13 protein-coding genes are annotated in these 12,063 nt (G+C 65.5%); 6 read left to right on the top strand and 7 right to left on the bottom strand.

The features are described 5' to 3' along the window. The first annotated feature begins 40 nt into the window (after positions 1-40). Genes Y882_RS10795 through Y882_RS10785 form a run of 3 tightly spaced genes read left to right on the top strand, consistent with a single transcriptional unit; the run spans position 41 to position 2,765 of the window. Positions 41-934 carry a pseudouridine synthase gene (locus tag Y882_RS10795; protein ID WP_425479447.1) on the top strand — a complete coding sequence of 298 codons (894 nt, stop codon included), beginning with the start codon at positions 41-43 and terminating at the stop codon, positions 932-934. Between the two features lie 53 nt (positions 935-987). After that, on the top strand, positions 988-2,055 hold the full coding sequence (locus Y882_RS10790) for a class I SAM-dependent methyltransferase (RefSeq protein WP_046971906.1): 1,068 nt from the start codon (positions 988-990) through the stop codon (positions 2,053-2,055). Beyond that, positions 2,052-2,765 carry a pseudouridine synthase gene (locus Y882_RS10785; protein WP_046971905.1) on the top strand — a complete coding sequence of 238 codons (714 nt, stop codon included), beginning with the start codon at positions 2,052-2,054 and terminating at the stop codon, positions 2,763-2,765. Before Y882_RS10790 ends, Y882_RS10785 begins: the two co-directional genes overlap by 4 nt. 24 nt (positions 2,766-2,789) lie before the next feature. Here the strand turns inward: Y882_RS10785 and Y882_RS20045 are convergent, their stop codons facing one another. Together Y882_RS20045 and Y882_RS20040 are read right to left on the bottom strand one after the other, a co-directional pair. Beyond that, positions 2,790-2,951, bottom strand: coding sequence for a hypothetical protein (locus Y882_RS20045; protein WP_162207411.1), 162 nt, complete (start codon positions 2,949-2,951; stop codon positions 2,790-2,792). A gap of 76 nt (positions 2,952-3,027) precedes the next feature. Then, entirely contained in the window at positions 3,028-3,216 is a 189-nt protein-coding gene (locus tag Y882_RS20040) for a hypothetical protein (RefSeq protein WP_156171410.1), read from the bottom strand. A gap of 3 nt (positions 3,217-3,219) precedes the next feature. On the opposite strand from Y882_RS20040, the gene Y882_RS10780 reads away from it, so the two are divergent. Next, positions 3,220-4,779, top strand: coding sequence for a protein adenylyltransferase SelO (locus Y882_RS10780; protein ID WP_046971904.1), 1,560 nt, complete (start codon positions 3,220-3,222; stop codon positions 4,777-4,779). A 6-nt stretch (positions 4,780-4,785) separates the two neighbouring features. On the opposite strand, the gene trxC is transcribed toward Y882_RS10780, so the two are convergent. Continuing rightward, positions 4,786-5,223: a thioredoxin TrxC gene (trxC, locus tag Y882_RS10775; RefSeq protein ID WP_046971903.1), complete on the bottom strand. Its 438-nt coding sequence runs from the start codon at positions 5,221-5,223 to the stop codon at positions 4,786-4,788. A gap of 74 nt (positions 5,224-5,297) precedes the next feature. Between trxC and Y882_RS10770 the strand changes: the two genes are divergently transcribed. Beyond that, on the top strand, positions 5,298-5,777 hold the full coding sequence (locus Y882_RS10770) for a hypothetical protein (RefSeq protein ID WP_046971902.1): 480 nt from the start codon (positions 5,298-5,300) through the stop codon (positions 5,775-5,777). Here the strand turns inward: Y882_RS10770 and Y882_RS10765 are convergent. From Y882_RS10765 to Y882_RS10750, 4 genes are all read right to left on the bottom strand, one after another. After that, on the bottom strand, positions 5,757-7,094 hold the full coding sequence (locus Y882_RS10765; protein WP_244466321.1) for a glycosyltransferase family 2 protein: 1,338 nt from the start codon (positions 7,092-7,094) through the stop codon (positions 5,757-5,759). The genes Y882_RS10770 and Y882_RS10765 overlap by 21 nt on opposite strands. A 374-nt stretch (positions 7,095-7,468) precedes the next feature. Then, positions 7,469-8,269, bottom strand: a complete 801-nt coding sequence (locus Y882_RS10760) for an SH3 domain-containing protein (protein WP_046971901.1) — start codon at positions 8,267-8,269, stop codon at positions 7,469-7,471. Between the two features lie 122 nt (positions 8,270-8,391). Further along, positions 8,392-9,507 carry an aromatic ring-hydroxylating oxygenase subunit alpha gene (locus Y882_RS10755; RefSeq protein WP_244466320.1) on the bottom strand — a complete coding sequence of 372 codons (1,116 nt, stop codon included), beginning with the start codon at positions 9,505-9,507 and terminating at the stop codon, positions 8,392-8,394. A 43-nt stretch (positions 9,508-9,550) separates the two neighbouring features. Next, the gene (locus tag Y882_RS10750; RefSeq protein ID WP_046971938.1) at positions 9,551-11,371 is read right to left on the bottom strand and encodes a DEAD/DEAH box helicase; all 1,821 of its coding nucleotides are present in this window, start codon (positions 11,369-11,371) and stop codon (positions 9,551-9,553) included. Between the two features lie 227 nt (positions 11,372-11,598). Here Y882_RS10750 and Y882_RS10745 point away from each other — a divergent pair, with 227 nt between their 5' ends. Next, the gene (locus Y882_RS10745; protein WP_046971900.1) at positions 11,599-12,063 is read left to right on the top strand and encodes a VOC family protein; all 465 of its coding nucleotides are present in this window, start codon (positions 11,599-11,601) and stop codon (positions 12,061-12,063) included.

Raw genomic sequence — 12,063 nt, 5'->3', positions numbered from 1 at the left:
GCGGCAAAATGACCGTCGCGGTCTAAGCTGCTGTTCGTCGATGCGGAGTTGCCCGATGTCCGTTCCTCCCACTGCCAGCACGGTGCACTTGCCCCAGGGATCATGGGGCACGGTGCTGGACGGACTGTGTGCGCTGTTTCCCCGTATCGAACGAAGCGTGTGGCAGGACCGCTTCGCCCGCGGCCGCGTGCTCGATGAGGCGGGGCAGCCGCTCGGCGTCGATGCGCCGTACCGCGTGGGGCTGTGCGTGCGCTATTTCCGCGAAGTGCCGCAGGAAACACCCATCCCCTTTCACGAAACCTTGTTGCATGTCGACACCCACCTGGTGGTGGTGGACAAGCCGCACTTTCTGCCGGTGACGCCCGCGGGCGGCTTCGTGGAACAAACGGTGCTGGCGCGGCTGATCCGGACCCTGGACAACCCGGCGCTGGTGCCGCTGCACCGCATCGACCGGCACACCGCCGGGCTGGTGATGTTCTCCGCCGATCCCGCCAGCCGCGACGCGTATCAGGCGCTGTTTCGCCAGCGTCGCATCAGCAAGCACTACGAAGCCTGGGCGGCCCCGCTGCCCGGGTTGGCGTTCCCTCAGGTGAGGCGATCCCGTATCGCGGCGGGTGAGCCGTTTTTCCGCATGCACGAAGTGGCGGGCGAACCCAACAGCGAAACCCGGATCGAAGTGCTCGAACGCCACCCCATGCATTGGCGCTATGCGCTGGAGCCGGTCACCGGCAAGAAGCATCAGCTGCGCGTGCATATGGCCGCGCTGGGCGCGCCGATCCTGCACGACCCGTTCTACCCGGACCTGCCCGAGCCGCAACCGGACGACCACGCCCGACCGCTGCAGCTGCTGGCCCGCCGGCTGCACTTCGTCGATCCGATCAGCGGCATGCCACGGGAGTTCGTCAGCGAGCTGGAGCTGCTCTCGCCTGAATGAGGGTGCGCGCCGGTTGGTAACATAGGGCGCCCAGCCCAAGGACCGTCTGTCCGATGCCCGTCGCTTTCTCTCCCGCAGCCCATGACGCGGCACTGGAGGCCTTGTTCGTGCCCCTGGAAACGGGCGCACTGATGCCACCCGCCGACGGACGCGTGCTGTTCCTGCGCGCCCGCGATGGTTTTCGGCTGCGCGAGATGGCGCGCAAATCGTGGGTGTGCGAGCAAAGCTTCAAGCCATTCGCCGAGGCGCTGACACGCAGTGGTCTCACGGTGGCGCCACCGGGCGGGGCGGAACGCTATCCGCTGGTGCTGGTGTTGCCGCCGCGCCAGCGCGACGAGGCCCGTGCCTTGTTCGCGCAGGCCATTCACCGCGCCGCGGACGGTGGCGTGGTGCTTGCCGCCGTGCCCAACGCCGAAGGCGCCAAATCGGCTGAAGGCGATCTGGCCAGCGTGGCCGGGCCGCTCAGCCAGCTGTCCAAGCACAAGTGCCGCGTGTTCTGGACCCAGCCGCTGGGTTCGCAGGTGAATCTCGAGCTGCTGGAGAGCTGGGCGTCGCTGGACGCACCACGTCTCAACGAGGCCGGCTTCGTCAGCCGACCCGGTCTGTTCGCCTGGGATCGCGTGGATACGGCTTCCGCCTTGCTGGCGGCGCATCTGCCCGCCGATCTGGCCGGCAGCGTGGCGGATCTGGGCGCCGGCTATGGCTATCTGTCGGCCCAGCTGCTGGCGCGCTGTCCCGCGGTGGCGTCGATCGACCTGTTCGAAGCCGAGGCGCGTGCGCTGGCACCGGCGCAGCAGAATCTGGCGCGTGCGCGACAGGGCATCGCTCGCGATGTGGCCTGTGCCGTGCACTGGCACGACGTCACCGAGGGATTGCCGCGACGCTACGACGCCATCGTGAGCAACCCGCCGTTTCATCAAGGGCGCGCCGATCTTCCCGAGCTGGGTCGCGCCTTCATCGATGTCGCCGCCAACGCCTTGCTGCCCCATGGCAGGTTCTGGCTGGTGGCCAATCGCCATCTTCCCTATGAGGCCACCCTGGCCGCACGTTTCAATGAGGTACGCACCGTGGTTACGCAGGACGGGTTCAAAGTGATCGAAGCACGCGGAGTGCGCGCATGAAACTGGTCAAGCTGATTGCCAACCTCGGCTATGGCAGCCGCAAGGAAGTCACGGCGATGTTTCGCGAAGGCCGCATCACCGACCCCGATGGCGAGGTGCTCTACGCCGACGACAAGGTGCCGCACGAACACATCCGCATCGACGACGAGCCGCTCGATCCGCCGGCGGGCATGGTGATCATGATGAACAAGCCGCTGGGCGCCACCTGCTCGCGCAAGGACATGGGGCGCGTGGTGTACGACCTGCTGCCGCCGCGCTATCGCGTGCGCGATCCGGCACTGTCCACGGTGGGGCGTCTAGATCGCGAGACGTCAGGCCTGTTGTTGTTCACCGACGACGGCGCCTTGCTGCACCGGATCATTTCGCCCAAGGCGCAAGTGGCCAAGGTCTACGAGGCCACCTTGGCATCCGATCTGCGCGGCGACGAAACCGCGCTGTTCGCCAGCGGCACGATGATGCTGGAATCAGAAAACGAGCCGCTGGAACCGGCCATCCTCCAGGTGCTGGAACCGCGCCGCGCGCGTCTCACGCTCACTGAGGGCCGTTATCACCAGGCCAGGCGCATGTTTGCCGCAGTGGGCAACCACGTGGAGACGTTGACGCGAGTATCCGTGGGCGCCTTGACGCTGGACGGACTGCCGCCGGGCGAATGGCGTGCGCTTGAAGATCACGAGATCGCGCGCATCTTTGCAACACCGACAGGTGATTGATGCGTGCGAAGCGTCGCCCGGTTTTCAGCCGAACGGAAGCCGGCGACGTCGCGCGAGTTCGTCCTCGCGGCGAGAGTGCGCGCCCGGTTGCCAGGACACCAGCTGGAAATTGCTGCGGTCCTGGTCGTTGTGGTGGCGGACGTCCTGCGTGTCCCGATGATTGAGCATCCCTGCTACTAGCTGCATTCCGCGCTCTAACGCAGAACGGGCAAGAAGCATGTGCATGTCGTAGCTCCGGACCACCCCTGCGTGGCCGTTCAGGCTACATATAAGCAGCTTCACGGGCGATACACAAATGCCAATAGGCCATGAAATTCGTCTTAAGTTCAAAGCAAGCTAGCGTCATGTTCTTCACAAAGGTGAATAGCGCAATGTTCTGCGATTTTCCCGCGAAAGCACGCTTTTCCATGGCGCGCAACAGCGCTTCCATTCCCGCTTTTTGCACGGCCACGCCATGTCTGATTTGAACTTCGACAACGCCTTCGTGCGCGACCTGCCGGGCGATCCTGAACAAGGTTCCCGCCAGCGTCAGGTGCTGGGCGCCTTGTACTCCCGCCTGGAGCCCACACCGGTGCGATCGCCACGCGTGGTGGCATGGTCGCCGGAGATGGCGCAGGCCCTGGGCCTGGACGCCGCCGACCTGGAAAGTCCCGAGTTTGCACAGGTGCTGGGCGGCAATGCGCTGCTCGCTGGCATGCAGCCCTTCGCGGCCAATTACGGCGGCCATCAGTTCGGCGTGTGGGCGGATCAGCTGGGCGACGGGCGTGCGATTTCGCTGGGCGAAGTGCTCACGCGCGAGGGCCGGCGCTGGGAGCTGCAGCTCAAAGGCGCGGGACCGACACCGTATTCGCGCGGCGCGGACGGACGCGCCGTGCTGCGTTCCTCCATTCGCGAGTTCCTGTGCAGCGAGGCGATGCATCACCTGGGTGTGCCCACCACGCGCGCACTCAGCCTGGTGGTGACCGGCGACTCGGTGGTGCGCGACATGTTCTACGACGGACACCCGCAGCAGGAGCCGGGCGCCATCGTGTGTCGTGTCGCGCCATCGTTCGTACGCTTTGGCAATTTCGAGTTGCCGGCGGCGCGAGGCGACACGGCGCTGTTGCGGCAGCTGGTGGATTTCACCATCGCGCGCGATTTTCCCGAATGCCGCGGCGAGGGCGAGGCGCTGTATGCCCAGTGGTTCGCGCAGGTCTGCGAACGCACCGCGCTGATGGTCAGCCACTGGATGCGCGTGGGCTTTGTGCACGGCGTGATGAATACCGACAACATGTCCATCCTCGGACTGACCATCGACTACGGTCCGTACGGTTGGGTCGACAACTTCGATCCGGAGTGGACGCCCAACACCACCGATGCAGGCCGTCGCCGCTATCGCTACGGCCAGCAGCCGAACGTGGCGTGGTGGAACCTCAGCCGCCTGGCCATGGCGCTGGCGCCGCTGTTCAGCGGCACCGAGCACCTGCAGGCGGGGCTCGATCGTTATGCAGCGGTGTATGCCCAGGCCGATCGCGAGATGATCGCGGCCAAGCTCGGCTTTGCGTCCTGCGAAGAGGGCGACGTCGAGCTCATGCGCGAGTTGTATGCGCTGCTGAGCGACGCGGAAGTGGACATGACGCTGTTCTTCCTCGCGCTGGCGGACGTCGATCCGGTCCAGCCTTCATTGGCGCCGTTGCATGAAGCGTTCTATGACGACGCCAAGCGGCAGGCAAGCGAGCCGGCGTTCCAGCTGTGGCTGGATGGCTATGCGGCACGCGCGCGCCGCGACGCTCTCACGGGTCAGCAGCGCCGTTCGCGCATGCACGCCGCCAATCCGCGTTATGTGCTGCGCAATTATCTCGCGCAGGAAGCGATTGATCTGGCGATGCAAGGCGACTACAGCGGCATCCACGAACTGCTCGAGGTGATGCGTCGACCTTACGACGATCAGCCCGGACGCGAACACTACGCCGCGAAGCGGCCCGCCTGGGCGATGCACAAGGCGGGCTGTTCGATGCTGTCGTGCAGCTCGTAAGGCGTCTCAGCGCAGCGCGTTGGCGAGGAACTGGCGCAGCTGCATGCCATTGAGCGCACCGGCCTGACGCGCCACCTCGCGGCCGTTGCGCAACACCAGCAGGGTGGGAATGCTGCGGATGCCAAAGCGCTGCGCCAACGCCGGCTGGGCCTCGGTATCCACCTTGGCCAGCCGCAGCTGCGGTTCCAGACTCTTGGCGGCCTCGGCGAATACCGGCGCAAAACTCACGCACGGCCCGCACCAGGGCGCCCAGAAGTCGATCACCACCGGCAAGTCGCCACGGGTCGCCACGGCGTCGAAATTGCCGGCGTCCAGCGCCATCGGCTTGCCCTGGAACAGCGGCTGCTTGCAGCGGCCGCAGACGGGATGTTGGCCCAGTCGATCCTCGGGCACACGATTGAGCGCCGCACAGTGGGGGCAGGGAACGGTCAGCGGAGTGGACATGGCAGGCCTCGATGGCCAAAACTCGATGCAGCATCAGATGGTGTCCACCGACGCGGTATACAAGGAGCCCGGGCGTGCGCAAGCGTGAAGGCCGGAACGCGGCAGCTCCCTGGCTACTCCTGCTGGCCGGCGCGCTATGGACCCTGCCCAACAGCCTGCTGGGCCTGCTCGCCGGTCTTGCCTGCATGCCCTGGGGCGCCCGTCCGCAATGGCGCAGGCGTGAATGCGCCCTGGCGTTCCGGCGCATGCCGCATCGGGGCAGCGGTGGTGCGCTGACCCTGGGCAATGTGATCCTGTATTCGTGCGAGGAACTCGACACGCCGTGTTTCACCTATGCGCATCGTGCCGGTCATCGCCAGGAGCCGTGTATTTCGCTGGCCGATCACGAGCGAGCGCATGTCTACCAGTACATGGTACTGGGCCCGTTGTTCCTGCCCTTGTATGCCTTGTGCGGCGGCATCAGCGTGCGCAATCGCTTTGAGCGCGCCGCCGACCGCTATGCGCAGCAGCGCATCGGCTGGTGGCCGTGGTCCTCAGTGCGCATAGTCGCGTGATCGGCGCGTCACCAGGCCGGACAGATAACCCATCACGCTGGCCGGTTTGAGCGCCAGCCCGTACAGCAGGGCGTAGCCGAACAAGCCGAACGGATTGCGTCGCACGGTCAGCCCGACATCGCGGAACATGCGCGCCTGCACTGTGTAGATCACCGCATGGGCGAGCAGCGCCGCCGGCACCACGAAGACCAGCATGGAAGCCGCCAGGCCATAGACGCCCATGCAGGCCAGCAGCACGGCAGGCAACACGGCGATGGTGTAGACCAGGTCCATGTACGGAAAGAGCAGGTTCCACCAGATGAAGAACGTGCTCAGGCGGCGACGGAACAGCAGCGAGCCGTGCGTCTTGAACGCTTCGATGAGACCACGCGACCAACGGCCGCGTTGCTGCAGGAACGCGCTCAGCGTTGCCGGCACGCGCGCAAACGCGATGGCGTCTTCGCAATAACCCACTCGATGATGGTCGCCCAGCAGTGCCCAGGTCAGCACGGCGTCCTCGCCAGCGCCTGCCGGCCAGCCGCCCACCACGCGGAGGATGTCGGTGCGGTACAGCGAAAACGCGGCCGGCGCGACCAGGGTGCCTTGAAACAGGCTTTGCAGACGCTTGCTGGCTGCGATGCCCTGGAAGTAATCCCACTCCTGCATGCGCGTCACCAGGCTTTGCCGTGAATTGCGCACCAGCACCGCGCCGGCCACCGCCGCCGTATTCGGAGGATCGCTCATGTAACGCGTCACCAGTCGACGCAAGGCCTGGGGATGCAGGTAGGCATCCGCCGCCAGCGTCACGGTGACGGGATAGGACGCCAGGCGCAGCCCGGCATTGAGCGCGTTCGCCTGACCGCCCGCGGACTTGAGGTCGAGCACCTCCAGCCACGGATAGGACGCGCCGCGCAGCTGTTCCAGCGTGGCGTCGGTGGAGCCGTCGTTGATCACCATTACTTCGATGGGGGCGGGATAGCGCTGCATGGCGATGCTTGCCAGCGTGCCGAGTATGGTGTCCTGCGCGTTGTGCGCGGCGATCAGGATGCTCACGCTGGGAAAATCGCTATCGGCGAAATGCGAGCGCGGCGGGCGCCGATCGAGCAGCAGGCCCACCGCGAGAAACGCGTTCATGAAGGCGGGCAGCACCGCGATGCCAAGCACCAGCAGATGCGCCATCAGGCGTTGGCCTGGCGTGCGGAATTCACCCAGCCAATGCTGTGCGACGACATAGGCAAACGCTGCCCAGCCGAGCGAGACCACCAGGGCGAGCGCAAATTTCAGGCCGACCGGCATATAGCGACGGCGATGCAGCTGGCCATCATTGGCCGCAGCCAAGGGCAACCGGACCGTGAAGGAGAACGGTCGTCGCCTTGACCAGACTGGTGCATTGACGCTCATGGCTAAGCCCGCTGCTGCGGCATCGCGCTTGCGGGTCACGGATGCAGCGTCCCACCCCACTGGCTGAGCGCGTCTCCGCATGCCCGCATGCGCATGCCTGGATAAACCGACGGCGTCCTGCCCGAACTCCGTTCCCTGGTGAAATCAGGGGCAAGAGTCATGCCATGCGTGCGGTGTGGCGATAGCGCCTCAACGTCGGGAAACACCGGCGTTCCGTGCTGATCCGTGCAGGGAAAGTCCAGCACGGACCGACGCGCGCTGACACAAACCGACGCGCGAGGGCGGCCGGTCTGGTCAGCATGGGTGCGGCATCAGGCGGCTTGTTTGCCCGACTCAGGGTGCGGTTTTGGCGCCGGCTTGCTGTTGCCGTGACCTGAGGGCGGCCGGTTGCCGCCCTGGTTTGGCGGCGGGTGACCACCTTGATTCGGCGGCGGGCGATGGCCTTGCGGCGGCGTACCGCCGGGCGGCCTGGTCTGGCCCGGCGGATGCGTACCGGGGTTCTGCGGCGGCCGGTTGTTCGACGGTGGCCGGTGCCCTTGGTTCGGCGGCGGCCGATTGCCTCCGTTCGGCGGCGGGCGATTGCCTTGTGGCGGCGGGCGATGGCCACCATTCGCCGGGGGACGATAACCACCATTGGGAGGCCGATAACCATGGGCCGGCGGACGCGCACCCGGATGCCAGCCTGGCGGGCGCGGCGGCGGACGCGGTGCGTATGGACGGCTATACCAGTAATCGCGATTCCGATAGAACGGTCGGTTGGTGTAGTACGAGCCCCAATACGCACCAATGGAAAACGCGACGATGGGAATGCCGATGCGCGCACCGTAGTCGGCCACATAGACCGGCTGGCTCTGATAGGTGTACTGCACGAAGGTCGCGGGCACCCAGCCGCGCAAACCCGCCGTGATCACATCGCACCAGCCCCAGCCTTGCGTGCATCCCTGGATGGCGACCGCCGTGCCCGGAGGAAGCTGTGCGATGGTGGGATAACCGGCGTCAGGGCCCGCATAGAGGTCGGCGTACGTCGTCACCACGCCGTTCAAGCCCTGCGCAAACGCGGCAGGGATGGTCAAGCCGAACAGCAACAGCACGGACCAGACTAGCCGCTTCATGAGTGCCTCTCCTGATATACGGCCTGATGAGACTGTGTACTCTGCGAAGGTCGTGTCAACGATGCGTCAGCTTTGCTGATCGTGAGTTCGTACGTTCAGCGCCCGGTGCGGTGCAGCGTTGCTTATGCCGCGGTGAGCGATTGGCGATAAGCGCGGCGCACCATTTCGTGGAAATGATGCACGGCGTTTTCCCTCAGCGGATTGAGCCGGCCCGCTTCATAGGAGCCCGATGCGAGTCCGCGCTGCACGTCCGCGCAGATCGTCACATCCTCATCCTGCACTTCGTCGCTGAACTCGACATCGCGCGCACGGCGCGCTTGCGCTGCAGCGCTGTCATCGGGCGGATAGTAGAAATCAAACTCCACCCGGCAGCGATCCACGCCCAGGGGCAGCACGCGATTGGTCTGCAGGCGCGAGGGCAGGATGTTGAGCATGGTGTTGGGATGGATGAAGTAGTACAGCGCTTCGCCACTGCCGTACAGGTCGCCGCCACTTTCCAGCGGGCTGTACTGGAACGAATACCACGGCGCCGTTTCCGTGATGTAGCTGCGATAGTCGAGCAGGCTGTTGAGGCCGGGATGGATGTGCGGTACGTGGTAACCCTCGAGGTAGTTGTCCACGTACACCTTCCAGTTGCATGCGACCTCGTAGCTGGCTCGGTGATGAAATACGTAGTCGTCCAGCGAACGCTCCGGCCCCAATCGTTCGTCGATACCGGCGACCAGCTCCGCAAACGGAGGCGCCTCGCCAAGGGCGACAAACACCAGGCCCTGCCATACCTCAACGCGCACTTCGGGCAGGCGGATATCCGAGGGATTGAAGTCCTGCGTGCGGCCCATCTCCGGCGCGCCGCGCAGCACGCCGTCGAGCCCGTAGGTCCAGCCGTGATAGCGGCAACGCAGCGCTTTGGCGCCCTTGCCATCGCAACTGGCGATGGGGCCCGCACGATGGCGGCATACATTGTGGAAGGCGCGGATGACGCCGTCGTGGGCGCGCACCACGATCAGCGGCAGTCCGGCGATCTCGGTGACCACGTGATCGCCGACATCGGGCACCTGGGATCGATGGCAAACCAGCTGCCAGCTGCGCGCAAAGATCGCGCGTGCATCCAGCGCCTGCATGCGCGGGTCGGTGTAGAAGCGGGCCGGCAGCGTCAGCGCCACTTCGAGCGGTTGCGGCGCCAAAACGGACTCGTCGAGCAGATCGCGCATGGACATCACTTCGGCAGCGGTTTGCACGAGTATCGGCCTCGGCACGGCTACGGGGAAGGGGGAGCCCCCTTCAGGCGCTGGCCAACTGCTGCTGCACGTCGTTGATGGAGTTGCGGATGCGCTGGCTGAAGATCGAATCCTCGTGGTGGATCAGCACCAGTCGCTCGGTGGCGCGCGTCATCGCCACATAGAGCAGGCGTGCTTCCTCGGCCTCGTTCTTGCCGGGCTTGGGCAGCGAGCCCAGGCCCGGAATGATCACCAGCGGAAACTCCAGGCCCTTGCTCGAATGCATGGTCACCAGCTTCACGGTGTCGTCCACCACGAACAGCGAGCTCTTGCCGTTGCCCTCGGCGAGCTGGCTGGCGATGCCGGCGCGCTGCAGCGCTTCCTGCAGCTTCTCGCCTTCCCAGCTGTTGCGGAAGATCACCGCCATGTCCGATAGCGGACGGCCCGCAGCCAGCTCATCGCGCAGACGCTGGATGATCGCCGGCAGCTGATCTTCCTGGCGTTCCACGCGGATCAGCTCGGGCAGGGCGCCGCGGCGTCCGGCGCTTTCCGGCGAAATCAGCGGTACGCCGTCGTCATCGTCGCTGCGGCCGAGCAGCAGCTCGTTGGCGAAACCGCGCGCCACCGAGAGGATTTCCAGGGTGTTGCGGTAGTTGAGCTTGAGGATGGTGGTGCGGCCCTGCGCCTGCACGCCCAGGCTTTTCCAGCTGAGCTTCTTGCGATTGGCCTGGCCGTAGATGTTCTGCGCGTCGTCGTACAACACCAGCAGCGAGTTGGTGTTGGGATCGATCATCTGCACGATCAGCTTGTACCACTCGGGCTCGAAATCGTGGCCTTCGTCGATCAGCACCGCGCCGTACTGGAAGCGCGGGATCTGCCCGCTGTCCACGCCTGCGATCACCGCCGGCGGCAATTCTTCGGCGAAATGCGGGCCGTCCTCGGGCAAGGGCACGTGGTAGGCCGTGAGCATGCTGCGGCACCACTTGTGGAAGTTGTACACCTGCACCTTGTCGCTGAGGCCACGTTCGCCCATCAGCTGTTCAAGGCGCTCGGCCAGCGTCTTGTTGTAGCACAGCACCAGGATCGGCTTGGACAGCGCGCGCGCCAGTTCCATCGCGCGAAAGCCCAGGATCATGGTCTTGCCCGAGCCGGCTACGCCGTGAATGATGCGGTGTTCGTCGCCCAGCGAGCGGGCCAGCAGTTCCTGCTGCGCGTCCATCACCTTGATGAGGTCGGGAATCGCTACCTTGTTCGTGCTCCTGGCCGAGGCGAACAGGCCAAACTGGCCCTCGCCGGGCTCCACGCGGATTTCAGGAAACAGATGCCAGCGCACGCGATCGATCTGCGGCAGGGTGAGCGCGGTGGGGAAGATCTGCGGAAACATCGCCCACAGGCGTTCCTGGAAGGCTTCCGATTCCACCGATTCGTACATCTCGTCCTGGCAGATCACCAGATGGGCGGGAATCACCGCCTCCAGTTGTCCCGCCTCGAACTGCTTGCGGCTGATATTGGCCAGCACCACGCCGTAGCCCCACGGCATCAGCAACTTGCCTTCGTAGATGTGACCGGGCGGATGGCGTAGCGCCGGGTCCTGCGCCAGCACCTTGTGGATTTCAGTGGCGCCGTCGCGTGCCTGCATCAGCGGGTTGTGTTCCTTCACGCTGCTGCTGCCGGTGATCAGGGTGAACAGCGTGCGGTCGGCCTGCTGGATGGTGCCCGGCTTCCAGTCCTTCACTTCGAGCACGAGCAGGCCGCGGCGCGGATGAAACACGATGAAGTCGGGGCGACGCTGGCGGGGGCCGATGGCCACGTCGTACCACAGCAGGTAGTCGTCCTCGAGCTTCTGCTCCAGGCGTTCGGAGAAGCGCTTTTCGCCGCTGGTCATCTGCGGCAGGCTGCTGTTGCGGGAGGGGATGAGCGTCGCCAATGAGAGCCTGCCTCGTGCCGTGCCTTCGTACGCGCCATGCGTTCAGGTCCGGCGACGTTAGCGGATCGGCGGGGCGTGTCAATCTCGCCGGGCCGGCGACGCCCTGCCGGGCTTCGATTTTCACCAAGACCACGACGCGCCGCGGGCATAGTGTCGGCGCTGCCTGTCCTGCCCTGGGAGCCCCGATGAACACGTTCAAGCCCCCCCTCATCAAGGAAATGTTTCCCTATCTGCGCGTACGCAACGCCGAGGCTGCGCTGGCGTACTACCAGGAAGTATTCGGCGCGACCCTAAAAATGCGCCTGGACGAGCCCGGTACCGGCCGCATCGGGCATGCCGAACTGGCGATGGGACCTTCGGTGCTGATGCTGTCCGATGAATATCCCGAGCATGGCATCGTCGGCCCGCAGAGCATCGGCGGGACCAGCGTCTCGATCCATCTGCATGTGGACAATGCCGACGCCGTGCTGGCGCGCGCCGTTGAAAAGGGCGGATATCTGGTCAGGCCGGCCACCGATTTCTTCTACGGCGAACGCGGCGGCACCGTGCGCGATCCGTTTGGTCACGAATGGCTGGTCGGGCATGAGATCGAGCAGGTGAGCCCGGAAGAAATGCAGCGGCGCTACGACGCTGCGATGGAACAAGGCTGA

It is taken from the genome of Dyella japonica DSM 16301, assembly GCF_001010355.1.
GTDB classification, from domain to species: Bacteria; Pseudomonadota; Gammaproteobacteria; order Xanthomonadales; family Rhodanobacteraceae; genus Dyella; species Dyella japonica.
Note: the sequence above shows the minus strand (reverse complement) of the source record. Positions and strands in the feature narration are given on the sequence as shown.

Bases quoted from the DNA above. Each gene is read 5' to 3' on its own strand.
- Y882_RS10795 (WP_425479447.1), top strand. From the start codon at position 41: ATGCGGAGTTGCCCGATGTCCGTTCCTCCCACTGCCAGCACGGTGCAC.
- Y882_RS10790 (WP_046971906.1), top strand. From the start codon at position 988: ATGCCCGTCGCTTTCTCTCCCGCAGCCCATGACGCGGCACTGGAGGCC.
- Y882_RS10785 (WP_046971905.1), top strand. From the start codon at position 2,052: ATGAAACTGGTCAAGCTGATTGCCAACCTCGGCTATGGCAGCCGCAAG.
- Y882_RS20045 (WP_162207411.1), bottom strand. From the start codon at position 2,951: ATGCAGCTAGTAGCAGGGATGCTCAATCATCGGGACACGCAGGACGTC.
- Y882_RS10780 (WP_046971904.1), top strand. From the start codon at position 3,220: ATGTCTGATTTGAACTTCGACAACGCCTTCGTGCGCGACCTGCCGGGC.
- trxC (WP_046971903.1), bottom strand. From the start codon at position 5,223: ATGTCCACTCCGCTGACCGTTCCCTGCCCCCACTGTGCGGCGCTCAAT.
- Y882_RS10760 (WP_046971901.1), bottom strand. From the start codon at position 8,269: ATGAAGCGGCTAGTCTGGTCCGTGCTGTTGCTGTTCGGCTTGACCATC.
- Y882_RS10750 (WP_046971938.1), bottom strand. From the start codon at position 11,371: ATGACCAGCGGCGAAAAGCGCTTCTCCGAACGCCTGGAGCAGAAGCTC.
- Y882_RS10745 (WP_046971900.1), top strand. From the start codon at position 11,599: ATGAACACGTTCAAGCCCCCCCTCATCAAGGAAATGTTTCCCTATCTG.